The following is a 26,064-nucleotide window of genomic DNA, read 5'->3' on the forward strand; positions in this document are numbered from 1 at the left end:
CGGGCGGCGCGGTAAGATTTACTGTTGGCGCAGGTTCTGCGCGGCTTTCACCATGTTCGCCAGCGCGCTACGGGTTTCCGGCCAGCCGCGGGTTTTCAGGCCGCAGTCCGGGTTCACCCACAGGCGTTGCGCCGGGATACGCTGCGCCGCTTTCTGCAACAGCGCTTCAATCCACTCAACACTCGGGACATTCGGCGAGTGAATGTCGTACACGCCAGGGCCAATTTCGTTCGGGTACTCAAACTCTTCGAACGACTCCAGCAGTTCCATATCCGAACGCGAGGTTTCAATGGTGATCACATCGGCATCCAGCGCAGCGATGGAATCCATGATGTCGTTGAACTCGCAGTAACACATATGGGTGTGGATCTGCGTGTCATCTCTCGCCACCGCCGCGTTGATGCGGAACGCTTCCACGCCCCATGCAAGATAAGCATCCCAGTCGCTGCGACGCAGCGGTAAGCCTTCGCGCAGTGCCGGTTCATCAATCTGGATAATGCCAATCCCTGCCGCTTCCAGATCCGCCACTTCATCACGCAATGCCAGCGCAATTTGTTTGGCGATGGTTTCGCGGCTCACATCTTCGCGCGGGAAAGACCAGCAAAGAATAGTGACCGGGCCAGTCAGCATGCCTTTCACCGGTTTATCGGTCAGCGACTGCGCGTACTTCGCCCACTCCACGGTAATCGCTTCCGGGCGGCTGACGTCGCCGATAACTACCGGCGGTTTCACGCAGCGGGAACCATAACTCTGCACCCAGCCATTTTGTGTAAAGACGAAGCCGTCGAGGTTTTCACCGAAATACTCCACCATGTCATTACGCTCGGCTTCGCCATGCACCAGCACGTCCAGACCCAGCCGCTCCTGCTCGACAATCGCCTGTTTAATATGTTCAGCGATACCGGTGCGGTAGTTGCTCGCGTCGAGATTGCCTTTTTTGAAGTCCAGGCGCAGGCCACGGATTTCAGTGGTCTGCGGGAAGGAGCCGATGGTGGTGGTTGGCCAGGCGGGCAGGTTAAAACGCGCACGCTGGGCTTTCGCTCGCTCGGCGTACGGGCTGTTGCGCTGGCTGTCCTGCGCGGTGATCGCCGCCAGACGCTGCGCCACCGCCGTGTTGTGGACGCGAGTAGAGTGGCGACGTGCCTGAATCGGCGCGCTCCATTCCACCAGTTTTTCCGTTTTACCGCTGTTCAGCGCATCGCGCAGCAGCGCCAGCTCCTGACATTTTTGCAGGGCGAAGGCGAACCAGCTTTTCACTTCCGCATCCAGACGCGTTTCAACACTCAGATCGATCGGGCTGTGCAGCAAAGAACAAGAAGAGGCAACCCACAGCGGACGTTGGCCAACTACCTCGTTGATTTGCGCATATTTCTCGGTCAGATCGGCACGCCAGACGTTACGACCATTCACCAGACCGGCAGAAAGCAGCCAGTCAGCAGGCAGACGCGAGTGCAGTTCGGCAACGTTATCCTTGCCGTGTACGAAATCAACATGCAGCCCTTGAACCGGCAGCGCGGCAATTACATCAAGGTTCGGCGTCACGCCTTCAAAATAGGTGGTCAGCAGCAGTTTCACCTGGCCGGAAAGCGCGTCGTAAGCCGGTTTAAACGCATCCCGCCAGGCTTGCGGCAGTTCCAGCACCAGCGCCGGTTCGTCGATTTGTACCCATTCGATACCGCGTTTTGCCAGCTCAGCGAGCACCTGCTGATAAACCGGCAGGATGTCATTCAGCAGGCTTAAACGATCGAACTGTTCGCCTTTCACTTTGCCCAGCCACAGGTAAGTAACCGGTCCGAGCAGGACAGGTTTCACCTTGTGGCCCAGCGCCAGCGCTTCATCCACTTCGTCAAGCAGTTGCGTCCAGCTGAGTTTGAACTGCTGGCCTTTGCTGAACTCCGGCACCATGTAGTGGTAGTTGGTGTTGAACCATTTGGTCATTTCCGCCGCTGCCGCGGGTTCGCCGGTTGGCGCACGACCGCGACCAATGCGGAACAGGGTGTCGATATCCACCGAGCCGTCTTTGTTCTGATGACGAGCCGGCACATTGCCCAGCAGCAGGCTGGTGGTCAGAACATGGTCGTACCAGGCGAAATCGCCCACCGGCAGCAGATCAATACCGGCCTCTTTTTGCTGCTCCCAGTGACGGGCGCGCAGCTCGCGCCCTACCGCCAGCAGCTCTTCACGGGTGGAATTGCCCGCCCAGTAACTCTCTTGCGCTTTTTTCAACTCGCGACGCAGGCCAACGCGAGGGAAACCGAGGGTGTGGTTAAGAATTGTCATTTTTAGCCTCTTCAATTGGGTTAATCCAAAGGATTTCGGATTAAGGGAAGGCGGCAAGTTCATGAATCCCCAGGAGCTTACTGAAGTAAGTGACTGGGGTGCATGAGCGCAGCCAACGCACCATTAATTCGAAAGACGCAGGATTTTTAGACGTCCAGATGTTTACACATCTATAATTCGCAAGTACTGTATATTCCTCAAGCGCAAAATGTTCATGCCGGAGTGAAGGACTTTCATGATCGAAATTAAACACCTGAAAACGCTGCAAGCGTTACGAAACAGCGGGTCGCTGGCGGCAGCGGCGGCAACGCTGCATCAAACGCAGTCCGCGCTTTCCCACCAGTTCAGCGATCTGGAACAGCGCCTTGGCTTTCGTCTGTTTGTGCGTAAAAGCCAACCGCTGCGCTTTACGCCGCAGGGTGAAATTTTGCTGCAACTGGCGAATCAGGTGCTGCCGCAGATTAGCCGCGCGTTGCAGGCCTGCAATGAGCCGCAGCAGGCCACGCTGCGCATCGCCATTGAATGCCATAGCTGTATTCAGTGGCTGACACCCGCGCTGGAGAACTTCCGCCAAAATTGGCCGCAAGTGGAGATGGATTTCAAATCTGGCGTCACGTTTGATCCGCAACCCGCGCTGCAACAGGGCGAGCTGGATCTGGTGATGACTTCCGACATTCTGCCGCGCAGCGGCCTGCACTATTCGCCGATGTTTGATTTTGAGGTGCGGCTGGTGCTGGCGCCTGATCATCCGCTGGCGGCGAAAGCGCGCATCACGCCGGACGATATCGCCAGCGAAACGCTGCTGATCTACCCGGTGCAGCGCAGCCGCCTGGATATCTGGCGTCACTTCCTGCAACCGGCGGGCGTGAGCCCGTCGCTGAAAAGCGTCGATAACACGCTGCTGCTGATTCAGATGGTTGCCGCGCGTATGGGCATTGCGGCGCTGCCGCACTGGGTGGTGGAGAGTTTTGAACGCCAGGGTCTGGTCGTGACCAAAACCCTGGGCGAAGGATTGTGGAGCCGGCTGTATGCCGCCGTGCGCGACGGCGAGCAGCGTCAGCCAGTAACGGAAGCGTTTATTCGCTCAGCGCGGAACCACGCTTGCGACCATCTGCCGTTTGTGCGGAGCGCGGAGCGACCCAACGGCGATGTACCCACAACGAGGCCATTATCACCGAACCACCAATAATAAAGCTCGGCCAGTGCGGTTGTTCCTGCCAGATAGCGAGGTTAACCAGTAACCCGGCGGGAACATGCACATTGTTCATGATACCGAGTGTTCCGGCGTCCACCTGTGTTGCGCCGTAGTTCCACATAAAGTAACCCAGCCCGGATGCCACCACGCCAAGCCATATCAGCACGCTCCATTGCAGCGTTGTGGTCGGCAGTTTCTGCGGGTTGCCCATCACAAACCACGCCACCACGGCGACCACGAATGCGCCAAGATAAAACCAGGCAAACGCGTTGTGCTGCGGCATTGGCCGCGTCTCCATCAGGCGTTTATAGCCAACCATACCGATGGCAAAGCTAATATTCGCCAGCTGTACCAGAATCAGGCCAATCCAGAAGTGATCGCTCACTTTGTCGTAGCGAATAATCGCCGCACCAATCACCGCCAGCCCGGCGCTCAGCGCATAGCTCCAGCGCAGCCCGCGCTTGCTGAGCAGATCGTAAATCAGGGTGACATACAGCGGTGTGAAGACGGTAAATAGCAGGAATTCAGACACCGTCAGATAGAGATAAGCCTGGAAGCTGAACAGGTACATAATGCCCAGTTGCAGCGCACCCACCAGCATGTACAGGCCAATGGTTTTCAGGTTATGCCCGCGCGTGCGCAGGAACGGTAAAAAGACCAGCGCTGCCAGCCCCACGCGCATCAGCACGGAGAAGTAGCTGTCGACATGGCCAGCAAGGTATTCGCCAATCAGGCTAAAAGAGAAAGCCCACAAAATAGTGGTGATGATGAGTAACGCCACAATGATTGTCTCTCCGATGAGTGGACAGGCATTGTAGCGAACTCAGTTGCGCAAAGTTTGAGTATTTAGTTGACGAGTGGTTATTTTAAAGCCACTTGTCAATCTTATTCGAGAAACAGCTTACGCAGGTAATTCGGCACCGCGTTCTCGGCATTGGTACCGATCACTTCCAGTTCCGGGTGCAGCTCTTTCAGGCGCTGGTGGGCGTTGCCCATAATGCAACCTTTGCCCGCCATCGACAGCATTTCCGCATCGTTCATACCGTCACCAAAGGCAATGCACTCTTTCAGGCTATAGCCCAGCGCGCCCGCGACCGCTTCCAGCGCATGGCCTTTCGACACGCCGCCCGCCATCACTTCCAGGCAAGTTAAGGTAGAGAAACTGACGTTCACGCGATCGCCCCAGCGAGCGTTAATGGCCTGCTCCAGCGGCAGCAGTTTCTCATGGCTTTCGCAGGAGAAAAAAACTTTGCTGATCCCTTCTGGCTCAAGCAAACCCGGCTCATACAGCGAATACTGGAACACCGCTTCCTTGAAGAAACGCATCTCGTCCGGGCGGTGGCGGTTCATAAACCACTCATCATTGCGGTAGACGTTGGTAATGATATCCGGCTCGTTATGCACCACACCGAAAAGATCGGTAGCGATATCGCGATCGAGGTTGTGGGTGAACACCAGATTGCCGTCGGTGTCGTGTACCCGCGCACCGTTAGAGGTGATCATGTAGGCTTTGATGCCCAGATTGTCGCGGATTTGCCCGACATCAACATGGTGACGGCCGGTGGCGAAGACGAAATTGACGCCGCGCGCGGTAAGCAGTTTTAACGTTTCTTTGGCGAAAGGCGACAGAGTGTGATCGGGGGAGAGCAATGTGCCATCTAAATCAGACGCAACAACCTGGTACATAAGAAAATTTAACCTCAATAATTCATCAGTTATGCCGGTCGAAGAATTCGACGATGGCGTTGAGCGCGACCGAGCGCATGGCGTCCTTTTCAAAAAGGATCTCATGGTACGCGCCTTGTATAACCAGCGGTTTCCCCCCTTCACAAGGGTGGCCCGCTGCGGCGCGACGTTCACAGAAGCGTTGGTGCATGCGGTTATCCACCACGTGCTCCTCTTCTGCCTGAATAATCAATGTCGGCGTGGCATCTTTTTCCGCCCCCGCCAGCGCGTGTTCACCGGCAAGGATCCCTTCGCGTACCCAGTGCCAGGTGGGTCCGCCAACGCGAAGCTGGGGTTCATCGGCATAAAAACGCAAATTACGGCGATAGCGCTCGCGGCTATGAGTTAACACGTTGATCGCGAACGGCAACGGACGCCAGCTTCCGGTCCCAATGGCGTAACCTTCGCGAAGGCTCGGATAGCTTTCGGCCCAGTTCAGTAACGGGCGCACCATCCAATCCGGCAGGCGAATGATAATGCCGAACATGGGCGCGCACAGAGCAATCGCGTCGCAAGCATGCGGATGACGCTGCAAGAATAAGGTGGAAATTGCGCCACCCATCGAATGAGCAAGAATATAGCGTTTGCGCCACGGCCCGCAGGCCACTTCCTGATCCCAGAACGCCGCCAGGTCGTCGACATAATCACTGAAATTCACCACATGACCGCGATGCGTATCCGGCAACATGCGCCCGGAACGCCCCTGACCGCGATGATCGATAATCAACACGTCATAACCGAGGTGGAACAGGTCATACGCAAGCTCTGCGTATTTTACGTAGCTTTCGATACGGCCGGGACAAATTACAATGACGCGATCGTTACTTTGCGCGCGAAAACGGACAAAGCTAACCGGCACATTGTCCACGCCGGTAAATACCGCTTCTTCCCGCGAACGCCAGAAATCCATCAGAGGTCCCATGGTAAAAGCCGCGAACGCTTTTTCTCTGGTTTCCCATGCCGTTTTTTGCCGAAACATTGGGATTTAGCCCCTTTTAGCCATGTAAAATCGTTTTTTTGTGACCAATAGCAAATTCCACTGACAATAGCGTATTGTGGCATAAAAACAGACATCCAGGGAGTTTCTCATGACCTACGAATGGTGGTTCGCTTACCTGCTGACATCCTTAATTCTGAGCCTTTCCCCCGGTTCTGGCGCAATTAACACCATGACCACTTCCATCAGCCACGGTTATCGCGGCGCGGCGGCATCGATTGCCGGGCTACAGGCTGGTTTAGGCATTCATATCGTGCTGGTCGGTGTCGGTTTGGGGACGTTATTTTCGCGCTCGGTACTGGCCTTTGAAGTGCTGAAATGGGCGGGCGCCGCTTATCTGATTTGGCTTGGCATCCAGCAGTGGCGCTCCGCTGGCGCTATCGATCTCAACACACTGGCGAAGACCCAATCACGCGGGCGTTTGTTTAAGCGCGCCGTCTTCGTGAACCTGACCAACCCGAAGAGCATTGTTTTTCTCGCCGCTCTGTTCCCGCAGTTTATTGTCCCGCATCAACCGCAAGTGATGCAGTACGTAGTGCTCGGCGTGACCACCATTGTGGTGGATATCATTGTGATGATTGGCTATGCAACGCTTGCACAGCGTATTGCGGCATGGATTAAAGGCCCGCATCAGATGAAAGCGCTGAACAAGGTGTTCGGTTCATTGTTTATGCTGGTTGGCGCGCTGCTGGCATCGGCAAGGCATGCCTGAGAAGAGAGCCGGATAGCTGCTATCCGGCTTGTGCTGCTTAGCGGGAAATAATCAGGTGGATACCAAAACCGGCAAACAGTGCACCCGCAAAACCATCAATCCACTTCGCCAGACGCTGATAACCCCGACGAATTTTCGGTAAGGCGAACAAGCTGGCCACCACGGTAAACCAGGCGAACGTTTCCACCGCAATCAGCATAAAAATACCCCAGCGCGCGCCAGCGCCCACGCTATCACCGACGAACAGTGAAAACACCGAGCCAAAGTAAATGATCGCTTTCGGGTTGGCGAGATTGGTCAGTAACCCTTTGATAAAGCTGCGCCCGCTGGCGGCCAGCTCAACCTGCGGCGCGTCGCTGCTTTGCGGATCTTTTTTCAACGCGCCGCGCAACATCTGGTAGCCCATCCAGCATAAATACAGGCCACCGCCGACCATAATGATGTTATGCAGCCACGCCATTTTTGCGAGGATCAAATTCAGGCCGAGCAGCGCCACGCCCGCCCAAATCATGACACCGGCGGTAATGCCAAGCACGCCCATCATCGCTTCTTTGCGCGAGCGGCTCACGGCGGTTTGTGACACGAAGAAGAAGTCGGGGCCGGGGCTCATCAGTGCAACGATATGCACCAGCGCCACGGTGAGAAATAGCATCAACATAGATAACTCGCGGGAAATAGTTCAGTGGGTCACTATCCTCCCACTTTTTTCGCAGACTGACTACTCTTCTTCGCCGTCCACATGGGCGCGGATCAATGCCATAAACTCCTGGCCAAAACGCTCTAGTTTGCGCGTTCCCACACCGTTGACGCTGAGCATTTCACCCGGCGATAGCGGCATCTGTTCGGCCATTTCAATCAGCGTCGCATCGTTAAATACCACGTAAGGCGGAATGTTCTCTTCATCGGCAATCGCTTTACGCAACTTGCGCAGCTTGGCGAACAGCTTGCGGTCATAGTTGCCGACCGCCGCTTTCTGCATCACTTTCGGTTTCAGCGCCACCATACGCGGTACCGCCAGCATCAGCGGCACTTCACCACGCAGCAGCGGGCGCGCCGCTTCAGTAAGCTGCAACGCAGAATGCTGGGCAATGTTTTGCGTGGCGAAGCCCAGGTGAATGAGCTGGCGGATCACGCTCACCCAATGTTCGTGGCTTTGCTCACGGCCGATACCGTAGACCGGTAATTTGTCATGACCAAACTCGCGGATGCGCTGGTTATTCGCCCCGCGCAGCACTTCCACCACATAACCCATGCCGAAACGCTGATTCACGCGGTAAATAGCCGACAGCGCTTTTTGCGCGTCCTGTAAGCCGTCGTACTGGCGCGGCGGATCGAGGCAAATATCGCAGTTACCGCAGGGTTCCTGGCGACCTTCGCCAAAATAATTAAGCAGCACCAAACGGCGGCAGGTTTGCGCTTCAGCAAATGCGCCCATCGCATTGAGCTTGTGCCGCTCGATATCCTGCAACGGCCCGGCGGGTTTCTCTTCCAGGCAGCGGCGCAGCCACGCCATATCCGCCGGATCGTAAAACAGCATCGCTTCCGCAGGCAGGCCATCACGCCCGGCGCGACCGGTTTCCTGATAATAGGATTCGATATTGCGCGGAATGTCGAAATGCACCACGAAACGCACGTTAGGCTTGTTGATGCCCATCCCAAACGCGACTGTCGCCACGACAATCTGCAAATCGTCGCGTTGGAACTGTTCCTGCACGCGCGCCCGCACCTCATTTTCCAGCCCGGCATGATAGGCCGCTGCGCTAAAACCGCGACTTTGCAAACGGGCGGTGGTGTCTTCAACTTTCGCCCGGCTGTTGCAATAAACGATGCCGCACTTGCCGCGCTGCTCCTGCACATAACGCAGCAGCTGATCGAGCGGCTTAAATTTTTCCATCAGCATATAGCGAATGTTCGGGCGGTCGAAGCTGCTGACCTGAATCAGCGGATCGTTAAGCCCCAGCAAACGTTCAATGTCGCGGCGGGTTGTGTCATCGGCGGTGGCGGTCAGCGCCATAAACGGCACAGAAGGCAGCATCTGGCGCAACTGGCCCAGCGCGGCGTATTCCGGGCGGAAATCGTGCCCCCACTGGGAAATACAGTGCGCTTCGTCAACGGCCAACAGCACCGGGTTCCACTGGCGCAGTTGATCGAGGAAGTTGTCGAGCATCAGGCGCTCAGGGGCGATATAGAGCAGGCGAATCTGGCCGTTGCGACAGCCGTTGATAACGTCAAATTGCTGTTCACGGCTCTGGGAAGAGTTCAGGCACGCCGCCGCAACACCGTTTGCCAGCAGCTGATCGACCTGATCTTTCATCAGCGAGATGAGCGGTGAAACCACTACCGTCAGGCCATTTAGCACCAGCGCCGGGATTTGGTAGCACAGGGACTTCCCACCGCCGGTTGGCATCACCACGAGGCAGTCGCGGCCGCTCAGTACGGTGTCGATAATATCCTGCTGGCCCGGGCGGAATTGCTGGTAGCCGAAGGTCTCTTGCAAAACCTGTTTCGCCAGCGATTCCTGATTCAATACTTCCGCCTGTGCCACTCTGACCCCGTTTACCTGAAATAAAAACAGGCGCTATTTTCAGCGCCTGAGAGAGAAACTGCAATGCTTAAAACAGATCGTTAAGCATCACGCCCACGCCGACACGTGTCTGATTGAAATTGTAGTCAATCAACGATTCGCCGTACCCGCTGTAGACCTGCGTATAAAGGCGCACGTGTTTGGTAACAGGATAGCTTAGCCCGATTTCCGCGCCGCCGTAGCCGGTATTCCAGTTATATTGGCCTTTTGCGCTGAGGATCGCATCGCCCAGTTGATAACCAATTTTCAGTTGGTAATAGCCCATATATTTGGTGATATCCGGGTTGTCATCAACCGATCCCACCACATACCAGGGTTTCACTTCCACCAGCCAGTTGCCGCTTTGCGCCATCAAGCGCGTATAGACGCGGTTCCAGCTGCGTGAAGTCGGGTCGGAACGCCCGTTCGAATCGTGGTTAAAGCCAAACTCCACGTCGCGCAGCGTCCAGCCAGCAAACTCGTAATCCGTAGCGAAACCGAGAAACAGTTGCGGTTCGTAGTTGGTTTCACGGAATGGAGAAGACTCTCCGCTGTTTGACAACTGCCACCAGGATTTTTGCGTGTAGGAACCACCGAACACCGAGTTTGGCCCCAAAATCCCGCGCCAGAGAGGGAACGCCAGGCTGAGCTGGAACTTCACTTCATCTTTGCGCGCATTATCTGCCCAGTTATAGGAGCGAATCGCTTCTTTGTTTATATCGCTGGTATCGGTGTAGATAACGTAGTTGGATTCATAAGGATAGAGCGTGAACGGATTGTCGTGCTCCTGTAATAAATTGGCGATGATGCTACCGCGCACGGCTGGTGCATCATGAACTTCTTTTACCGTCGCTTCTTGTGCGTAAGCCATAAACGGCAGTGCAAGCACTGCGAAAAACCAACCCAGAGAGGTCCGCATCGATTTGCTGCTCCAAATCATATTGTTGAATTGACGAATTTCCCCGCAAGTATTCTACATATTTATTGAGTCACTGCTCATGTATCGGTTCCGAAAGTGGAAATCAACAAACGATAAGCATAATATCAACATTTCATTAACTCATCGGATCAGATAGCCATGTCAGTTGTTCTCACAGCGGAAGAAGTCCTGAAAACGGTCGGCGAGATATTCGTTTATCACATGCCATTTAATCGTGCGTTAGGGCTGGAGCTGGAGCGCTATGAAAAAGAGTACGCGCAGCTGAGTTTCAATAACCAACCTATGATGGTCGGCAACTGGGCGCAAAGCATTTTACACGGCGGCGTGATTGCCTCCGCGCTGGATGTTGCTGCTGGTCTGGTTTGCGTGGGCAGCACGTTAACCCGCCATGAAACCATTAGCGAAGAGGAGCTGCGTCAGCGTTTAGCACGGATGGGTACGATCGATTTACGCGTCGATTATCTGCGACCAGGTCGCGGCACGCGCTTTACCGCCAGCAGCAGCTTGCTGCGCGCGGGTAATAAAGTTGCTGTCGCGCGCGTAGAGTTGCACAACGAAGAGCAGCTCTATATCGCCAGCGCGACCGCCACCTACATGGTGGGGTGAGCCCGCCATCAAAATCGGGTACCATGAGAATTCATTTCAGCTAAGAGTTATCCCGATGGATGCAAAACAGACGCGGCTGGGCGTGCTTCTCGCCCTGGCCGCTTATTTTATTTGGGGCATTGCCCCGGCTTATTTCAAAGTGATCTGGTTCGTTCCGGCCGATGAAATTCTTACGCATCGCGTGATCTGGTCTTTCTTCTTTATGCTGGCGTTGATTAGCGTGAGCCGTCAGTGGCGCAGCGTGAAAGCCCTGCTGCAAACGCCGAAAAAGATCCTGCTGCTGGCGCTCTCTGCCGTGCTGGTGGGGGGAAACTGGTTATTGTTTATCTGGGCGGTAAATCATAACCATATGCTGGAAGCCAGCCTAGGCTACTTTATTAACCCGCTGGTGAATATTCTGCTGGGGATGCTGTTTTTGGGCGAGCGTTTCCGTCGCATGCAGTGGCTGGCGGTGCTGCTGGCAGCTATTGGTGTGCTGGTACAACTGTGGACATTTGGCTCGCTGCCGGTCATCGCACTTGGCCTGGCCTTTAGCTTTGCTTTTTACGGCCTGCTGCGCAAAAAAATTGCGGTGGAAGCACAAACCGGCATGTTGATAGAAACGTTATGGCTACTGCCGGTGGCGGCGATTTGGTTGTTCGGCATTACCGACAGCCCGACCAGCCATATGGGGCAAAACAGCCTGTCGCTTAATCTGCTCTTAATGGCTGCGGGTATCGTAACCACGGTGCCGCTGCTTTGCTTTACCGGTGCGGCAACGCGTCTGCGCCTGTCAACGCTCGGCTTCTTCCAGTACATTGGCCCGACGTTGATGTTCGTGCTGGCGGTGCTTTTTTACGGCGAACATCCCGGCGCGGATAAAATGGTGACCTTCGGCTTTATCTGGGTTGCGCTGGCTATCTTTGTACTCGACGCGGTTTATACGCAGCGCGGTTTACGCAAAAAAGTCTGATGACACTTATGGGCGGAATATCCGCCCCAATACCTACAAAAATTTAGAGGTAAGGTTTTACTCAATCGCGTAATGGGCAATGGAATGCTATGTTTGCCCCTTCGTCATTATGTTATTCAGGATGAATCAGCAATGATCCGCAGGATTTTTTTGCCGTCGGGCAAAACGTGCCTCGCGCGTGGGCCATATATCCTTATCTTTTTACTTCTGCATATTCTCTTTTTAATTGTCGCCTTTAATGTGGCCGAACTGCCTATTCTGCCGCTGGTGTGCTTCCTGCTTTACACCTATTTAAAGCTAAATATTAACGCGCAACGCTGCCGAGATAGCGGCGCAAAAGGCCGCTATGTGGTCATTCTTTCACTGCTGGTCTACCTGGCATCGCTGGCGGTTGCCGCCACCTGTGTTGTCAGTGATGTAGAGTGCGTGAGCTTAGGTATCAGAATCTATTTCGGCTACGATGTGCTGGTCTTTTTCGTCTTTATGCTCGCACCGACGCAGCTAAAACAAATTCATTCGACGGACCAAGTGTCTATTTCAGGAGGGGAAAATGAGTAACATCAACACTTATGATTATAAAAGTGACCCGTCATTAAGCGACAAATGGAAGTATCGTTTCGCATTCTATGAGAAGAATGGTTATCCCTCTTTTTGGGGGATGACCCCGGCATGGAAAAGCGCCTATAAAGAAATGACCTTTGGGCAGAAGATAAAAGTCTCTTTCAATTTCTTCGCCTGGTTTTTTTCTATTATCTATTTGCTGATCCTTGGCTTGTGGAAGAAAGCCCTGTTAGTTTTAGTTATCAACGTTGTCGTTATCGTGGTTGCGCTTATTTTTAACCTTGGCTTCCTGGGCTATATGGTCAACGCCATCATCGCCTGTCGGGCCAATATTTGGTATTACGATCTAAAAGTGAAGGGCAAACAGGACTGGAGCCTGTAATAAAAAAGGTTCAGCGCTATGCTGAACCTTTTTGTTTTACAGCCAGTTGCGGCGTTTGAAGTAAAGATAAGGCGCGAGCCCCGCGAGGATCATAAAGATGATTGCGCCAGGGTAACCAAAGCTCCAGTGCAGTTCGGGCATAAACTCAAAGTTCATGCCGTAGCTGGAAGCCACCAGCGTCGGCGGCAGAAACACGACCGATACCACCGAGAAGATCTTGATGATGCGGTTCTGCTCGATATTGATAAAACCCATCGCTGCCTGCATCAGGAAGTTCACTTTCTGGAACAGGGATTCGTTATGCGGAAGCAGGGATTCGATATCGCGCAGGATCTCGCGCGCCTGCTCAAGCTGGCCTGCCGGTAAACGTGCCTTACGCACCAGGAAGTTCAACGCGCGCTGGGTATCCATCAGACACAGGCGCACCTTCCAGCCGATATCTTCCTGTTCCGCCAGCGTCGAAAGCGCGTCGTCGTACTCGTCGCCCTGCTGGCCTTCCATAATGACGCGGCTCAGCTTTTCCAGATCGCTGTAAATATTTTCGATTTCATCCGCCAACTGCTCAATTTTGGTTTCGAACAGATCCAGCAGCAGTTCATAAGCGTTGCCGTCGACCATCTCCTGGCTACGGGCTCGCATACGATACAGGCGGAACGCCGGCAGTTCGCGTTCACGCAGGGTGAACAGGCGACCTTCGCGGATGGTGAATGCTACGGTTGAGTTTCCCGCGTGATCCTCTGCATCTTCAAAAAAGAAGAAGGAGTGAATGTGCAGGCCGTCTTCGTCTTCAAAAAAACGCGCCGACGCTTCGATGTCTTCCAGTTCAGGTCGGGTGGCCAGGTTCTGGCCCAATTCCGTTTGCACGCGGGTACGTTCTTCATCGTCCGGCTCGACCAAATCAACCCAAACAGAGCTGGCGAGGTGCTTGATTTCGTCAGCCTCAAGGCGGGTTAAACGATTGTTTTCCAGTTGAAATGCGCTCAGCATAGCCGGGACTCCCAATGCAAAAAATATCGGACAGTTCGGTGGGCACACAAAGAAACAAATTGGGTTTCAGACCATTAAACAGCCTGACTCAGCGCGACGGGGAATACAGCGGGTCGCTGACAACCTCTAAGGCCATCAGCATGAGGAGATAGCCTTAGGAGTTGTTCCTGAAAACCAGGAAATTGAGCCAGTATCTACTGGGTGTGTCCAAGGCGAATGTCCTCTTAGCGTGATCGTGCGCGCATGTTACGCCAGCACTCAGAAGGCGTCAACACGCAACGAAACGCTAAAGAGCAATATTTGCCCTTCAGCGTATAAGGCTAGCAGAATATTACAAAATAATGATACTTTTCTGAAAGTTACACGGTTTCGAGCTTGGCGTAAGCCGCCACCAACCATTTAATACCCTGCCCCTGGAAAGCCACCTGTAAACGGCTGTGCTCGCCGCTGCCCTCCATATTTACCACCGTGCCTTCGCCAAATTTGGCGTGGCGGACACGCTGACCAAGTTTAAAGCCAGTGTCGCTCTGCGCAACCGGCGTACCCATGCGCTGATGACTAACCGGTCGGCTGATGCTGGCACGCAGACGCACCTCTTCCACACACTCTTCCGGCAGCTCGCCAATAAAGCGCGACGGGCGGTGATACACCTCTTTGCCATACAGGCGGCGCGTTTCCGCATAGGTTAAGGTCAGTTTTTGCATGGCGCGCGTCACACCGACATATGCCAGACGGCGCTCCTCTTCCAGCCGCCCGCCTTCATCCAGTGACATTTGGCTGGGGAACATGCCCTCTTCCATGCCGACAATAAACACCTGCGGGAACTCCAGACCTTTCGCCGAGTGCAGCGTCATTAACTGCACGGCATCTTGCCAGGTATCTGCTTGCCCTTCACCCGCTTCGAGTGCGGCGTGGGAGAGAAATGCCTGCAGCGGCATCAAATCTTCGTCTTCTTCGTTGTAGCTGAACTGGCGCGTGGCGGTAACCAGTTCCTCTAAGTTCTCAATACGCGTCTGGCCCTTTTCGCCTTTTTCCTGCTCGTACATCATGCGCAGGCCGGAATCGCTGATCACCCGGTCGGTTTGCACATGCAGCGGCATATCCGCCGTTTCCTGTGCCAGCGCGTCAATCAGTTCGAGGAAACGTTGCAGCGCGCTCGCCGCACGGCCCGCCAGCGCTTTCTCTTGTAATAACTCGCGCGTCGCTTGCCATAACGTCAACTGGCGATCGCGCGAGGTTTGGCGCACCACGTCCAGCGTACGGTCGCCGATGCCGCGCGTTGGCGTATTGACCACGCGCTCAAAGGCGGCGTCATCATTGCGGTTGGCGATCAGGCGCAGGTAGGAGAGCGCATCTTTAATTTCCTGACGTTCGAAGAAGCGCATACCGCCATAAATCCGGTACGGCATGCTGGCTTGCAGCAGCGCCTCTTCCAGCACGCGCGACTGGGCGTTGCTGCGATAAAGAATGGCGCACTGCGTCAGCTGCCCGCCGTTATCCTGCCAGGCTTTAATGCGATTGACGACATAACGCGCTTCATCCAGCTCGTTAAAGGCGCAGTAGAGTGAAATCAACTCGCCGTCGACGCCATCAGTCCACAGCTTTTTACCCAGACGCCCGTTGTTGTTCTCAATCAGGGCGTTCGCCGCGCTCAGGATATTGCTGGTCGAACGGTAGTTCTGTTCCAGACGAATCGTCTGCGCGCCGGGAAAGTCCTTCAGGAAGCGCTGGATATTTTCCACCTGCGCACCACGCCAGCCGTAAATGGACTGGTCATCGTCGCCGACGATCATCACTTTGCCGGTATCGCCCGCCAGCAGGCGGATCCACGCATATTGAATGTTGTTGGTATCCTGGAACTCATCTACCAGGATATTGGTAAAGCGTTCGCGGTAGTGCTGCAAAATATGCGGCTTGTTGAGCCACAACTCATGGGCGCGCAGCAGCAGCTCGGCGAAATCCACTAGCCCGGCGCGATCGCAGGCTTCCTGGTAGGCCTGGTAAACCTTCTGCCAGGTTTGTTCCACCGGGTTACCGAAACTTTGAATATGGTGCGGACGAATGCCTTCGTCTTTCTGGCCGTTGATGTACCACATCGCCTGGCGAGGCGGCCATTGCTTCTCGTCAAGGTTCATCGCTTTGATCAGGCGTTTGAGCAAACGCAGCTGATCTTCACTATCCAGAATCTGGAAATCCTGCGGAAGATTGGCGTCCATATGGTGCGCGCGCAGCAAACGGTGCGCGAGGCCGTGGAACGTGCCAACCCACATCCCTCCCTGCATTGTACCCATCAGTTGGCCAATACGGTGGCGCATTTCCGCCGCCGCTTTGTTGGTGAAAGTCACCGCCATAATCGAGTATGGCGAGCAGTTTTCCACGGTCATCAGCCAGGCGATACGGTGTACCAGAACGCGCGTCTTACCGCTCCCCGCCCCTGCCAGCACCAGCATATTGCTGCGCTCGGCGGCTACGGCGTCGCGCTGTTTGTCATTGAGGCTGTCGAGCAGATAAGAAACGTCCATTGGCACCGCCGCGAAATATTACTGGGAATTTATACAGAACAGCTGGTGATTATATCAGCGTAGTGAGGGATGCCAACCGCGAAATTTCCACATGCGGCAGTAACCGGCTGTCGCTGGCTTGCAGCAGATCTGCGCCTTCCGGCTTGATCCAACAGGCCTGCATGCCGCAGCGAACCGCCCCGGCAACGTCAGTGGTCAGATCATCGCCCACATGCAGGATATCGCCAATCGCCACGCCGAGACGCTCAGCCGCCAGGTGATACATATCGCTAAACGGTTTTGAGCGACCATCCGGCCCGGCACGCAACACGAATTCAAAGTAGTCGCCCAGGCCGAACAACTCCGGCTGCGCGTTACCGTTGGTGATCGCCACCAGCGGCCATTTTTTGGCTAGCTTCGTCAGTGTGTCGTGGGTTTCCTCCGGCACATCAATGCGGCTGCGCCATTTGGCAAAATTGACCATCGCTGCATTCGCACCGGCAGCCGCTTCTTCTGCTGTCAGACCAGCATCCAGCATCGCGCGTTCAACGGCGCGCCGCCGCCACTCGGTAACATCGTGGTAAATATCTGGTTCGGTTTCCCGCAGCGACTGGCGCAGACGATGGAATTCTTTGTTTTCCAGGTTGTTTAACGCCGGGTGATAACGCTGCACAAACGCCAGCGCTTCCTGTTCTGTTCGCTGGATAACCAGCCGGTTGTCGTAAAGGGTGTCGTCCAGGTCGAAGGTGATCGCGGAGATCTGACCTAATGGGCGGTAAAAACGCATTATTTCCCCCGTTTGGCGCGCGGGTGCGCCGCATCGTATACCGAAGCAAGATGTTGAAAATCAAGATGAGTATATATCTGAGTGGTGGACAAATTGGCATGACCGAGCAGTTCCTGCACACCGCGCAGATCGCCGCTCGATTCGAGCATATGGGTGGCGAAAGAGTGGCGCAGCTTATGCGGATGCACGTGGCTGTTCAACCCTTGCTTAATGCCCCATTCAGCGAAGCGCTTTTGCACATTGCGCGCTGAGATGCGTTTGCCGAGCTTCGACAGAAACAGCGCATCGTCTTGCGCGCCGAACAGACCGCGTAAATCAAGCCAGTGCTCAATCCAGGCAACTGCGTTGCGGCCAATTGGCAAACGGCGCTCTTTGCTGCCTTTGCCCAGCACCCACACTTCGCCGCTTTCCAGATCCAGATGCTTAATATCCAGATTCACCAGTTCAGACAAACGTAGACCCGCGCCATACATCACTTCAAGCATCGCGCGATCGCGCACGGCGAGCGGATCATTAAGATCGATATCCAGCAGCCGATTAACATCATCAACGTCGATGTTTTTCGGCAAATGTCGTGGCGCTTTTGGCGCGGAAATGCCTTTCGCCGGGTTAGCGGGCAACTCACCCTGGCTGACCATCCAGTCAAAGAAACTGCGCAGCGCCGAAAGCCGTAGCGCCAGGCTCGCGGCGCCCAGCCCTTTGCGTCGGCTGCGCACGGCAATGGTACGCACCATCGCAGCGTCACATTGTTGCCAGCTTTTCAGACCGGTTTCTTCGGTCAAAGCAATAATGGCATCAAGCTGACGCTGATAATTTAAAAGTGTGATAGGGCTGAGCTGGCGTTCAACGCTAAGGTAGCGCAGAAAACGGGTGACGAACGAAAACAGCGGAGAATCGGTCATACGCGCTCAATCCAGCGCTCCAGCAGATCCGGCAACATCTGCGCGATCTCTTCCAGCAACTGGGTGCCTTGTCCCTGTTGATAATGATGAACATCACGGCTGCTGAATAACACAACGCCCAGTGAACCATCCTGCCCCATGAGCGACATCGCGACGGAACCTATCGCTTTTGCTTCTGGCAACAGCAGCAGCAACTCCGGCCCGTTGAGCGGCCCAAGATAGTGATGCTGCTGGCCAAGACGCTGAATGCGCAGCGGTTCAAACGCCTGCCGGGAGAGCGCAAGATGGGTAAACTTCGACGGCGCGCCAAGGCGCCAGCGATCGGGAAACAGGCGGATAGTGGCGCCAGCCAGCCCTAAGTCACGCGCCCAGCGATGGAAACGGTTGAGCAACTCGTCGAGGCTCGGCGCTGATGCGAGCCGCCCCTGCAAACGCAGCAGGCGATAGAACAGACCTTCGTTAACGCTGGCCTGCTCCATCAACAGCGTCATGTTCTCTTCCAGCGCATTGATGTGATTGCGCGAACGCGCCATGTGCCATTCCACCAGCGAAACCGTGTCGCGCACCGCATGCGGTACGCGCATCTGTTCCACCAGCCGCGCATTGCGGATAAAGAAATCAGGGTTACGCAGCAGATAATCAATGACCTCGCGGTCATCCAGCTGTGTAAATGTGTCCTGTAGTTCTTCCCCTGGCTGCTTCATAACTGAATAAACCCGTCGTAGACATGTGCCGCCGGGCCAGTCATATACAATGGTTGGCCCGGGCCTTTCCATGCGATATCAAGTCGACCGCCTGGTAACTCCACGCGAACATTTTCCGCCAGCAGCCCCTGCGAAATACCAACAGCGACAGCCGCGCAAGCACCGCTGCCGCAGGCCTGGGTTTCCCCGGCACCGCGCTCATAAACGCGCAGGCGAATGATGTCCGGTTTAACGACTTGCATAAAGCCGATGTTCGCACGTTCAGGAAAACGTTCGTGGCTTTCCAGAACCGGCCCCAGCGTTTCAACGGGGGCGGTATTAACGTCATCCACCTGAATCACGCAGTGCGGGTTGCCCATCGAGACAACGCCGCACAATATTGTTTGCTCTGCCACGCGCATAATATAGGTCTTTTCCGCTTTGTTCGCGCGAAACGGCACCTGCGATGGTTCGAAGTTCGGCTCGCCCATGTTCACGCGCACTAACTCATCTTCCGTTACGCTCAATACCATACGACCGTTCGCCGTACTGACGCGGATATCACGTTTATTGGTCAACCCTTTCAGGCGAACAAAACGGGCGAAGCAGCGCGCGCCATTGCCGCACTGCGACACTTCGCTGCCATCGGCGTTAAAGATCCGATAGTGAAAATCAAGTTCAGGATCGTAGGGAGGCTCAACCACCAGCAACTGGTCGAACCCTACGCCAAGATGGCGATCCGCCAGACGACGGATCAGCTCCGGGGAAAAAAAGACATTCTGCGTTACCGCGTCGACGACCATAAAATCGTTGCCAAGGCCATGCATTTTTGAGAACTGCATCATCTACTCCATTTGCGCGGATACAGAACGGTAACGTCAGTAATTCACCTGCGTCGGCGAGCCATCATCGCCACGATCGTTTTTATCCGGCGTGGTCGGCTGAATCGTGCTGGTTTGCGTTTTGGTTGGCGGCGGCGCGCTTTTATCTGCGGGCGGGAAATAGAGTGGGCCTTTCAGACCACAGCCCGTCAGGCTAAACAGAGTCAGCAGTACGGCCAGCGTGCGAAACACATCTTTCATTATAAGTTGCCTGTAAGTTCGTTCTTTCTGCTTTCTATCATCGCAGGAGAAGACACAAAAGCAAGAGTTTGCGCGTTTAGGGCATCGGGAAATGTTTCGCGTTATACTGCTGCCATCATAAAAAACGGGATAAGAGAATGAACGACAGTGAATTTCATCGCCTCGCCGACGGCCTGTGGCTGACCATCGAAGAACGCCTGGATGACTGGGACGGCGACAGTGATATCGACTGCGAAATCAACGGCGGCGTGCTGACCATCAGCTTTGAAAACGGCAGCAAAATCATTATTAACCGTCAGGAACCGCTACACCAGGTCTGGCTGGCAACCAAGCAAGGCGGCTACCATTTTGACCTGAAAGATGACGAATGGATATGCGATCGCAGCGGTGAAACGTTCTGGGATCTGCTGGAACAGGCGGCGAGCCATCAGGCGGGAGAAACGGTCAGTTTCCGCTGAAATTTATTGCCCGGAGAAACGCCGGGCAAACTGCTTAGGAGAAGTACTGCTGCAGCAACGGCGCGTCGTTATCCTGATTTGCCGGTGTCGCGGTGCTGATTGCCTGATTACGGAACGGAATCACCTGCGCACGCCCTTCAACATTCACAATCTGGTAGAACTGCGGCAAGTTAAAGTTGATAAAGCTCGAACCGTAAGTAAAGCGATCGTGAGATGAAGAATAGAAACGGCTGACATCGCGCACCAGCTCTTCTTTGCTGCCTTCGCAGTGGTGATAGACTTCCGCACGGTTGCTCTCATCCAGAATATAGATGTTAAAGCCCTCTTCGCCGGTCTCTTCAAAGAAGAATTGAATAATTCCTTCGCTGGCAAAACCATCCACTACAGCAGGTAATTCAACGTGATTGGTTTCCACCTGCACCGACAGGCCATGCAGCTTGTTGTGAGAAATCGCGCCGTAAAACTCAATCGCGTTTTCCAGTTTCTGCACAGAGACATTCAGACGTTCAAAGAACAGCCCCCAGGTTTGACCGGCAACACGCAATGCTTTGAAACGCCCGGTTTCCTGGCGCGTACTGGAGAGGCGTAACTCAATACATTCTGACACCAGCTGTTGTACACGCGTGCGAATAAGGCCGCGTAAATGCTGGCTATAGCAGAACACTTCGACGCTATCCGGCGGCGCGGCATCCTGATGCATTTTACCCAGGATGGTTTTCAGCGCTTCGATCATCGCCTGCTCGCCGTTGAAATGCAGAGTTCTGACTTCATTCCACGAGTTGCGATAGAGCAAATCTACGCTACCGACGAGGCAATTTTGCTGCTCGCCAAAGCTGAACACATCAAGTTTACGGAAATCAAAATGCACCACCTGGTTACGGAACGCCGCAGTTGGGTCGTACTCCAGGTTAACGATGATCGCCAGGTGACGGATTTCGCAAGGACTGTAGAGCGCTTTTGGCGTCGGCGCAGGCAGCCGCAGCGGGAAGTGATGGGAAACATCCGCCACCATCTCCTGCAACTTCGGCAGATCAACAATGCCGTTGCCTTTAATAAACAGGTGCGTACGCGACGTCAGCAGACCGTTAAACCACGCCCAGGCAACCAGCTTATTAAGGTAGCGGTTATATTCCAGCGGCTGGTGGCTAACGATTGAATCCATATTTGGCGCGCGGTTGTAAAGATACCAGCCCGTACGGTTGGCGCGGCCCGGCGGCACATGGATAAAGGTTAAATTCGGTTCGGAGAGATCCGGTGAAATTTGCGGGTTCACCAGCGTGACTTTACCCGGCAGCGCTTCAAACGCCGCGTACAGCTTACGGGTTAATACGCCGATATCTTGCGGGCTGGCGGAAACGCTCAGATTGTTACGGCGCGCAAAGCGAATCAGGTTGCGGTAACTCTGCATCATCGCGTCGAGCAGTTCGTTGTGCGCTTCGCGAACCTGATCGATTTTCCAGTTCGCGCGGTTATCCAGCATTGCTACACGCGCATCATCCCAGCCCCACTCTTTCACCAGTTGCGAAATCACTTCACGACGCCAGCCAACGCAGGCGCGCTCGCGACTCAGTTTCTCGCACACTTTTAAATAGAAACATCGACGAGCAAGATCGAGACGCGCGGTGTCTTCAATCGCAACCAGATACCCCGTTACACGTTCCAGCATCATGCAGTAGTGATCGAGACCAAACGAGACAATTTCGCCATCGTGCAGACGCTGTTTGATATCTTTCGCCAACAGACGCGTGTTGGGATACTCCCAGGAATAGGCTTCCAGTAGCAGCGTTTTCAACACCGCTTTGTACGGGGAGTCGATGCTTTTATATAGCTGCCACAGACTGGCACCGAAATACTCTTCCGCCGAAAGGGAGCTTAGACCTCCCAGATCCAGCCATTCGTTTGGCGTTAAAACACCTTGTGCATAGAGCGTCATGACGTAATCGTCGTAATGCTCTTCTTCGTCTCCCGGCACCATATTCCATAGAATACGTTTACCGGCCAGGCGTACGGCGGTGCGGTAAAATTCGTCAAGCAACAGGATATGCTGCGTAGAACCGCAGTCTTCACCGCCGAGGCTGCCACTTTCATTGTGGCGGAAACGGTTTTCATCAATCAGGAAGAAGCTCACTTCAACGCCGAGCGAGGCCGCCCAACTTTCCAGCAGGCTGCACTTACGCTGCAACAGCTGGCGCTCTTCATTATCAAGCCAGGATTGATGACAGACCCAAATATCAAGATCCGAGGAACAGCTTTGCCCAACCGATGAGGTACTGCCCATAGAATAGACGCCGGTGATCGGCAGCTCGCCTTTTGGCGAAACCTGCGACGGCATGCCACGGTGCAGTTCGAGTTCGTTCAGGTAGTGAAGTTGGTTTTCATCAGGCGTGTAAAAGCAAATGCCCTGGGGAACGTTACCTTCAAGGTAGCCCGGCATCAGCGGATGGTGGTAATGCAACAATGTAGGCAGCAGACTGTAAACCTGCTGGAAAGCAGGCCCCATGGCAGCAAGCGCGCGATCCACACGCAATTGATTGATGGCATCCAGTCTCTGTTTCAGAGTCTCAATATAGAGGTACAAGACATATCGCCTGATGTTTACAGAAAATCCAAAATAGCCGTCACCTTTTTCCGCCCTTATCTTTATAGGGGTAGCGACGAAAAAATGGTCTAAAACGTGATCAATTTAACACCTTGCTCATTGACCGTAAAGAAAGATGCGCTACAAACCAGTGTAGCAGCAAACACTCTCTGTAAAGTCCGAATTACAGCCCGATTGCGCCTGCATTGCAGAGGTATTGCCTTCTCGCACCCATGCAATCTACCGCGAGCACTGACACCCTAATGCAACAATGTTAGGATGGTCAACGGACGATAACGACGGTAACAAGCATGTTAGACAATGTTTTAAGAATTGCCACACGGCAAAGCCCTCTTGCGCTCTGGCAGGCACAATACGTTAAGGAACGCCTTGAAGCGAGCCACCCGGGGCTTACGGTTGAACTGGTGCCGATGGTCACTCGCGGAGATGTGATCCTCGATACACCGTTGGCAAAAGTGGGCGGTAAAGGCCTGTTTGTCAAAGAACTCGAACTGGCTCTGCTTGAAAACCGTGCCGACATCGCCGTGCATTCAATGAAGGATGTACCGGTCGATTTCCCACAAGGGCTTGGTCTGGTGACCATCTGTGAGCGCGACGATCCACGCGACGCTTTTGTATCAAATCGCTATAACTCGCTCGACGAATTGCCCGTTGGCAGCATTGTCGGCACATCCAGCTTGCGCCGCCAGTGTCAGTTGGCTGAGCATCGCCCGGACCTGGTTATCCGCTCCCTGCGCGGGAATGTCGGTACACGTCTTAGCAAGTTGGATAACGGTGAATATGACGCGATTATTCTCGCCGTTGCCGGTCTTAACCGCCTTGGACTAGGTTCTCGTGTGCGCACCGCGCTACCGCCGGAAACCTCGCTGCCTGCTGTTGGCCAGGGTGCGGTGGGTGTCGAATGTCGCCTGGACGATACGCGTACTCGCGCCCTGCTCGCGCCGCTAAACCACGACGACACCGCCGTTCGCGTGAAAGCTGAACGCGCCATGAATACGCGTCTTGAAGGCGGCTGCCAGGTGCCAATTGGCAGCTATGCTGAACTGATTGATGGCGGAATCTGGCTGCGTGGGTTGGTTGGCGCGCCAGACGGTTCCATTATGGTTCGCGGCGAACGTCGTGGCCGCCTGGAGGATGCCGAGCAGCTTGGTATCTCGCTGGCGGAAGAGTTACTGGATAATGGCGCACGCGCCATTCTGGCCGAAATTTATAACGGAGACGCCCCCGCATGAGCATTCTGGTCACCCGCCCGTCCCCCGCAGGGGAAGAATTAGTGAGCCGACTGCGCACACTGGGGCTGGAGGCCTGGAGCTTTCCGTTGATCGAATTTACACCGGGCCGTGAGTTGAGTTCGCTCCCAGCCCGGCTTGCCGCCTTAACCGCAGACGACATGGTGTTTGCGCTGTCGCAACATGCCGTTTCATTCGCTCACGCGCACCTGCAACAACACGGCCTGGCCTTTCCGAACGAACCACATTATTTCGCGATTGGTCGCACCACAGCGCTGGCACTGCACACCGTCAGCGGGATTGACGTGCGCTATCCCTTTGATCGGGAAATCAGTGAAGTGTTGCTACAATTACCTGAATTGCAAAGTGTTCAGGGCAAGCATGCACTAATCTTACGGGGTAACGGCGGGCGAGAAGTGCTGGCTGAAACGCTGGCGGCGCGCGGTGCTGAAGTGGAGTTTTGCGAGTGCTATCAACGCAGCGCGAAATTTTATGATGGCGCGGAAGAGGCGATGCGCTGGCATACACGCGGTGTGACCACGCTTGTGGTCACCAGCGGCGAAATGATGCAACAACTGTATTCACTTATTCCTCCCTGGTATCGGGAGAACTGGTTACTTCGCTGCCACCTGGTCGTGGTAAGCGAACGTCTGGCGCACCTCGCCCGGGATCTGGGCTGGCAGGATATTCAGGTCGCTGACAATGCCGACAACGATGCGCTGCTTCGCGCATTACAATAACTCTCATAATGGGAAGCCATAATGACGGAACAACAACACTCCTCCGCCGAGGTTGAAGAGACCAAAGCGGCTGACGGCGCAACGCCGCCGCCGGAGAAAGCAGAGAAAAACGCACGCGCTAACAGGACCAGCCTTGCACTCAGCGCCATCGCCATCGCGATTGCACTGGCATCTGGCGCAGGGCTTTATGGCTGGGTAAAACAGCAGACGGCAACCCTAAACACCAACAATGGCGAACTCGCCGACCAGATTATTGCGTTACAACAGTCGCAGGATAAGCAGCGTGCGGAGCTGGAAGGCGTAATCAAGCAGCAATCCAGCGAGCTTGCAGCGGCTAAACACCAGAACGACATGCTGGCAAAAGAGCTGAATGAAGTGCAGCAGAAAGTGGCAACCATTTCCGGTTCTGACGCCAAAACCTGGCAACTGGCTCAGGCTGATTTTCTGGTGAAACTGGCCGGTCGCAAACTGTGGAGCGATCAGGACGTCACCACCGCGGCGGCACTGCTGAAAAGCGCCGATGCCAGCCTGGCGGATATGAACGATCCGAGTCTTATTACCGCCCGCCGCGCGATTACTGACGATATCGCCAGCCTTTCCGCTATCACCCAGGTGGACTACGACGGCGCCATTCTGAAGTTAAATCAGCTTTCCAACCAGATTGATAACCTGCGTCTGGCGGATAATAACGATGATGATACCCCGATGGATGCGGACAGCAGCGAGCTGTCCGGCTCCATCAGCGAATGGCGGGTAAACCTGCAAAAAAGCTGGCAGAACTTTATGGACAGCTTTATTACCATTCGTCGCCGTGATGAAACAGCCGTGCCGCTGCTCGCACCTAATCAGGATATCTATCTGCGTGAGAATATCCGTTCGCGCCTGCTGGTTGCCGCGCAGGCCGTTCCGCGTCACCAGGAAGAGACTTACAAGCAAGCGCTGGATAACGTCTCCACTTGGGTGCGGGCCTACTACGATACCGATGATGCCGCGACCAAAGCATTTCTCGAGGAAGTGGACAAGCTGAGCCAGCAAACCATTGCCATGGATTTGCCGGAATCACTGCAAAGCCAGCCAATTCTTGAAAAGCTGATGCAGACACGTGTACGCAATCTGATGGCCCAGCCAGCCGTAGCGTCTGAACAGGCACCTGCCGCCGCCGACGCAGCACAAGGAGAGTAAC

General features: G+C 54.8%; 26 protein-coding genes. 10 read left to right on the top strand and 16 right to left on the bottom strand.

The window, feature by feature from the left end; genetic code table 11:
* Window positions 1-18: 18 nt before the first annotated feature.
* Window positions 19-2,280, bottom strand: coding sequence for a 5-methyltetrahydropteroyltriglutamate--homocysteine S-methyltransferase (gene metE / locus E0L21_RS20065; protein ID WP_131412595.1), 2,262 nt, complete (start codon window positions 2,278-2,280; stop codon window positions 19-21).
* 235 nt (window positions 2,281-2,515) lie between these two features.
* On the opposite strand from metE, the gene metR reads away from it, so the two are divergent.
* Window positions 2,516-3,469, top strand: coding sequence for an HTH-type transcriptional regulator MetR (gene metR, locus E0L21_RS20075; RefSeq protein WP_131412599.1), 954 nt, complete (start codon window positions 2,516-2,518; stop codon window positions 3,467-3,469).
* Here metR and E0L21_RS20080 read toward each other — a convergent pair.
* From E0L21_RS20080 to pldB, 3 genes are all read right to left on the bottom strand, one after another.
* The gene (locus tag E0L21_RS20080; RefSeq protein ID WP_131412601.1) at window positions 3,357-4,256 is read right to left on the bottom strand and encodes a carboxylate/amino acid/amine transporter; all 900 of its coding nucleotides are present in this window, start codon (window positions 4,254-4,256) and stop codon (window positions 3,357-3,359) included. The two genes, metR and E0L21_RS20080, sit on opposite strands and share 113 nt — an antisense overlap.
* A 104-nt stretch (window positions 4,257-4,360) precedes the next feature.
* The gene (gene yigL / locus E0L21_RS20085) at window positions 4,361-5,161 is read right to left on the bottom strand and encodes a sugar/pyridoxal phosphate phosphatase YigL (protein ID WP_131412603.1); all 801 of its coding nucleotides are present in this window, start codon (window positions 5,159-5,161) and stop codon (window positions 4,361-4,363) included.
* Between the two features lie 25 nt (window positions 5,162-5,186).
* Window positions 5,187-6,179 carry a lysophospholipase L2 gene (pldB, locus tag E0L21_RS20090; protein WP_131412605.1) on the bottom strand — a complete coding sequence of 331 codons (993 nt, stop codon included), beginning with the start codon at window positions 6,177-6,179 and terminating at the stop codon, window positions 5,187-5,189.
* A gap of 109 nt (window positions 6,180-6,288) precedes the next feature.
* On the opposite strand from pldB, the gene rhtB reads away from it, so the two are divergent.
* Entirely contained in the window at window positions 6,289-6,909 is a 621-nt protein-coding gene (rhtB, locus tag E0L21_RS20095) for a homoserine/homoserine lactone efflux protein (protein ID WP_131412607.1), read from the top strand.
* Window positions 6,910-6,946: 37 nt separating this feature from the next.
* Here rhtB and rhtC read toward each other — a convergent pair whose 3' ends face one another.
* From rhtC to pldA, 3 genes are all read right to left on the bottom strand, one after another.
* Window positions 6,947-7,567, bottom strand: a complete 621-nt coding sequence (rhtC, locus tag E0L21_RS20100) for a threonine export protein RhtC (RefSeq protein WP_131412609.1) — start codon at window positions 7,565-7,567, stop codon at window positions 6,947-6,949.
* 60 nt (window positions 7,568-7,627) lie between these two features.
* Entirely contained in the window at window positions 7,628-9,454 is a 1,827-nt protein-coding gene (gene recQ / locus E0L21_RS20105; protein WP_131412611.1) for an ATP-dependent DNA helicase RecQ, read from the bottom strand.
* Window positions 9,455-9,521: 67 nt separating this feature from the next.
* Entirely contained in the window at window positions 9,522-10,391 is an 870-nt protein-coding gene (gene pldA, locus E0L21_RS20110) for a phospholipase A (RefSeq protein WP_131412613.1), read from the bottom strand.
* A 159-nt stretch (window positions 10,392-10,550) separates the two neighbouring features.
* Here pldA and yigI point away from each other — a divergent pair, with 159 nt between their 5' ends.
* The 4 genes from yigI (at window position 10,551) to E0L21_RS20130 (ending at window position 12,913) form a co-directional block, all read left to right on the top strand.
* The gene (gene yigI, locus E0L21_RS20115) at window positions 10,551-11,018 is read left to right on the top strand and encodes an acyl-CoA thioesterase YigI (protein ID WP_017459741.1); all 468 of its coding nucleotides are present in this window, start codon (window positions 10,551-10,553) and stop codon (window positions 11,016-11,018) included.
* A gap of 55 nt (window positions 11,019-11,073) precedes the next feature.
* The gene (rarD, locus tag E0L21_RS20120) at window positions 11,074-11,970 is read left to right on the top strand and encodes an EamA family transporter RarD (RefSeq protein WP_131412615.1); all 897 of its coding nucleotides are present in this window, start codon (window positions 11,074-11,076) and stop codon (window positions 11,968-11,970) included.
* 132 nt (window positions 11,971-12,102) lie between these two features.
* On the top strand, window positions 12,103-12,528 hold the full coding sequence (locus E0L21_RS20125; RefSeq protein WP_131412617.1) for a hypothetical protein: 426 nt from the start codon (window positions 12,103-12,105) through the stop codon (window positions 12,526-12,528).
* Window positions 12,521-12,913 carry a DUF2628 domain-containing protein gene (locus E0L21_RS20130; protein ID WP_131412619.1) on the top strand — a complete coding sequence of 131 codons (393 nt, stop codon included), beginning with the start codon at window positions 12,521-12,523 and terminating at the stop codon, window positions 12,911-12,913. Before E0L21_RS20125 ends, E0L21_RS20130 begins: the two co-directional genes overlap by 8 nt.
* 36 nt (window positions 12,914-12,949) lie before the next feature.
* Here the strand turns inward: E0L21_RS20130 and corA are convergent, their stop codons facing one another.
* From corA to lptM, 8 genes are all read right to left on the bottom strand, one after another.
* On the bottom strand, window positions 12,950-13,900 hold the full coding sequence (gene corA / locus E0L21_RS20135; RefSeq protein WP_017459737.1) for a magnesium/cobalt transporter CorA: 951 nt from the start codon (window positions 13,898-13,900) through the stop codon (window positions 12,950-12,952).
* Window positions 13,901-14,054: 154 nt separating this feature from the next.
* Entirely contained in the window at window positions 14,055-14,111 is a 57-nt protein-coding gene (gene ysgD / locus E0L21_RS25505; RefSeq protein WP_353609977.1) for a YsgD/CorL family protein, read from the bottom strand.
* A 148-nt stretch (window positions 14,112-14,259) separates the two neighbouring features.
* Window positions 14,260-16,422, bottom strand: coding sequence for a DNA helicase II (gene uvrD / locus E0L21_RS20140; RefSeq protein ID WP_131412621.1), 2,163 nt, complete (start codon window positions 16,420-16,422; stop codon window positions 14,260-14,262).
* A 49-nt stretch (window positions 16,423-16,471) separates the two neighbouring features.
* On the bottom strand, window positions 16,472-17,188 hold the full coding sequence (yigB, locus tag E0L21_RS20145) for a 5-amino-6-(5-phospho-D-ribitylamino)uracil phosphatase YigB (protein ID WP_131412623.1): 717 nt from the start codon (window positions 17,186-17,188) through the stop codon (window positions 16,472-16,474).
* The gene (gene xerC / locus E0L21_RS20150) at window positions 17,188-18,090 is read right to left on the bottom strand and encodes a tyrosine recombinase XerC (RefSeq protein WP_131412625.1); all 903 of its coding nucleotides are present in this window, start codon (window positions 18,088-18,090) and stop codon (window positions 17,188-17,190) included. Before xerC ends, yigB begins: the two co-directional genes overlap by 1 nt.
* Window positions 18,087-18,794, bottom strand: a complete 708-nt coding sequence (locus tag E0L21_RS20155; RefSeq protein ID WP_131412627.1) for a DUF484 domain-containing protein — start codon at window positions 18,792-18,794, stop codon at window positions 18,087-18,089. The genes xerC and E0L21_RS20155 overlap by 4 nt, the downstream gene beginning before the upstream one ends.
* Window positions 18,791-19,615, bottom strand: coding sequence for a diaminopimelate epimerase (gene dapF, locus E0L21_RS20160; RefSeq protein WP_131412629.1), 825 nt, complete (start codon window positions 19,613-19,615; stop codon window positions 18,791-18,793). Before dapF ends, E0L21_RS20155 begins: the two co-directional genes overlap by 4 nt.
* Window positions 19,616-19,651: 36 nt before the next feature.
* Window positions 19,652-19,855 carry an LPS translocon maturation chaperone LptM gene (gene lptM / locus E0L21_RS20165; RefSeq protein WP_131412630.1) on the bottom strand — a complete coding sequence of 68 codons (204 nt, stop codon included), beginning with the start codon at window positions 19,853-19,855 and terminating at the stop codon, window positions 19,652-19,654.
* Window positions 19,856-19,992: 137 nt separating this feature from the next.
* Between lptM and cyaY the strand changes: the two genes are divergently transcribed.
* Window positions 19,993-20,313 (top strand): iron donor protein CyaY, encoded by a 321-nt coding sequence (cyaY, locus tag E0L21_RS20170; protein WP_131412632.1) that lies wholly within the window; start codon window positions 19,993-19,995, stop codon window positions 20,311-20,313.
* A 34-nt stretch (window positions 20,314-20,347) separates the two neighbouring features.
* Here cyaY and cyaA read toward each other — a convergent pair whose 3' ends face one another.
* Window positions 20,348-22,891: a class I adenylate cyclase gene (gene cyaA / locus E0L21_RS20175; RefSeq protein ID WP_131412634.1), complete on the bottom strand. Its 2,544-nt coding sequence runs from the start codon at window positions 22,889-22,891 to the stop codon at window positions 20,348-20,350.
* A gap of 311 nt (window positions 22,892-23,202) precedes the next feature.
* On the opposite strand from cyaA, the gene hemC reads away from it, so the two are divergent.
* Genes hemC through hemX form a run of 3 tightly spaced genes read left to right on the top strand, consistent with a single transcriptional unit; the run spans window position 23,203 to window position 26,063 of the window.
* Entirely contained in the window at window positions 23,203-24,144 is a 942-nt protein-coding gene (gene hemC / locus E0L21_RS20180) for a hydroxymethylbilane synthase (RefSeq protein ID WP_131412636.1), read from the top strand.
* Window positions 24,141-24,881: a uroporphyrinogen-III synthase gene (hemD, locus tag E0L21_RS20185; RefSeq protein WP_131412638.1), complete on the top strand. Its 741-nt coding sequence runs from the start codon at window positions 24,141-24,143 to the stop codon at window positions 24,879-24,881. Before hemC ends, hemD begins: the two co-directional genes overlap by 4 nt.
* A 21-nt stretch (window positions 24,882-24,902) precedes the next feature.
* Window positions 24,903-26,063, top strand: coding sequence for a uroporphyrinogen-III C-methyltransferase (hemX, locus tag E0L21_RS20190; protein ID WP_131412640.1), 1,161 nt, complete (start codon window positions 24,903-24,905; stop codon window positions 26,061-26,063).
* Window position 26,064: the final 1 nt, after the last annotated feature.

Origin of the sequence: Kosakonia quasisacchari (assembly GCF_004331415.1) — a bacterium.
Taxonomy (GTDB): Bacteria; Pseudomonadota; Gammaproteobacteria; order Enterobacterales; family Enterobacteriaceae; genus Kosakonia; species Kosakonia quasisacchari.

Excerpts from the sequence above, each read along its gene's own strand:
- metE (WP_131412595.1), bottom strand. The coding sequence starts at position 2,280 with ATGACAATTCTTAACCACACCCTCGGTTTCCCTCGCGTTGGCCTGCGT.
- metR (WP_131412599.1), top strand. The coding sequence starts at position 2,516 with ATGATCGAAATTAAACACCTGAAAACGCTGCAAGCGTTACGAAACAGC.
- yigL (WP_131412603.1), bottom strand. The coding sequence starts at position 5,161 with ATGTACCAGGTTGTTGCGTCTGATTTAGATGGCACATTGCTCTCCCCC.
- pldB (WP_131412605.1), bottom strand. The coding sequence starts at position 6,179 with ATGTTTCGGCAAAAAACGGCATGGGAAACCAGAGAAAAAGCGTTCGCG.
- rhtB (WP_131412607.1), top strand. The coding sequence starts at position 6,289 with ATGACCTACGAATGGTGGTTCGCTTACCTGCTGACATCCTTAATTCTG.
- rhtC (WP_131412609.1), bottom strand. The coding sequence starts at position 7,567 with ATGTTGATGCTATTTCTCACCGTGGCGCTGGTGCATATCGTTGCACTG.
- pldA (WP_131412613.1), bottom strand. The coding sequence starts at position 10,391 with ATGCGGACCTCTCTGGGTTGGTTTTTCGCAGTGCTTGCACTGCCGTTT.
- yigI (WP_017459741.1), top strand. The coding sequence starts at position 10,551 with ATGTCAGTTGTTCTCACAGCGGAAGAAGTCCTGAAAACGGTCGGCGAG.
- rarD (WP_131412615.1), top strand. The coding sequence starts at position 11,074 with ATGGATGCAAAACAGACGCGGCTGGGCGTGCTTCTCGCCCTGGCCGCT.
- E0L21_RS20125 (WP_131412617.1), top strand. The coding sequence starts at position 12,103 with ATGATCCGCAGGATTTTTTTGCCGTCGGGCAAAACGTGCCTCGCGCGT.
- E0L21_RS20130 (WP_131412619.1), top strand. The coding sequence starts at position 12,521 with ATGAGTAACATCAACACTTATGATTATAAAAGTGACCCGTCATTAAGC.
- corA (WP_017459737.1), bottom strand. The coding sequence starts at position 13,900 with ATGCTGAGCGCATTTCAACTGGAAAACAATCGTTTAACCCGCCTTGAG.
- uvrD (WP_131412621.1), bottom strand. The coding sequence starts at position 16,422 with ATGGACGTTTCTTATCTGCTCGACAGCCTCAATGACAAACAGCGCGAC.
- yigB (WP_131412623.1), bottom strand. The coding sequence starts at position 17,188 with ATGCGTTTTTACCGCCCATTAGGTCAGATCTCCGCGATCACCTTCGAC.
- xerC (WP_131412625.1), bottom strand. The coding sequence starts at position 18,090 with ATGACCGATTCTCCGCTGTTTTCGTTCGTCACCCGTTTTCTGCGCTAC.
- E0L21_RS20155 (WP_131412627.1), bottom strand. The coding sequence starts at position 18,794 with ATGAAGCAGCCAGGGGAAGAACTACAGGACACATTTACACAGCTGGAT.
- dapF (WP_131412629.1), bottom strand. The coding sequence starts at position 19,615 with ATGCAGTTCTCAAAAATGCATGGCCTTGGCAACGATTTTATGGTCGTC.
- lptM (WP_131412630.1), bottom strand. The coding sequence starts at position 19,855 with ATGAAAGATGTGTTTCGCACGCTGGCCGTACTGCTGACTCTGTTTAGC.
- cyaY (WP_131412632.1), top strand. The coding sequence starts at position 19,993 with ATGAACGACAGTGAATTTCATCGCCTCGCCGACGGCCTGTGGCTGACC.
- hemC (WP_131412636.1), top strand. The coding sequence starts at position 23,203 with ATGTTAGACAATGTTTTAAGAATTGCCACACGGCAAAGCCCTCTTGCG.
- hemD (WP_131412638.1), top strand. The coding sequence starts at position 24,141 with ATGAGCATTCTGGTCACCCGCCCGTCCCCCGCAGGGGAAGAATTAGTG.
- hemX (WP_131412640.1), top strand. The coding sequence starts at position 24,903 with ATGACGGAACAACAACACTCCTCCGCCGAGGTTGAAGAGACCAAAGCG.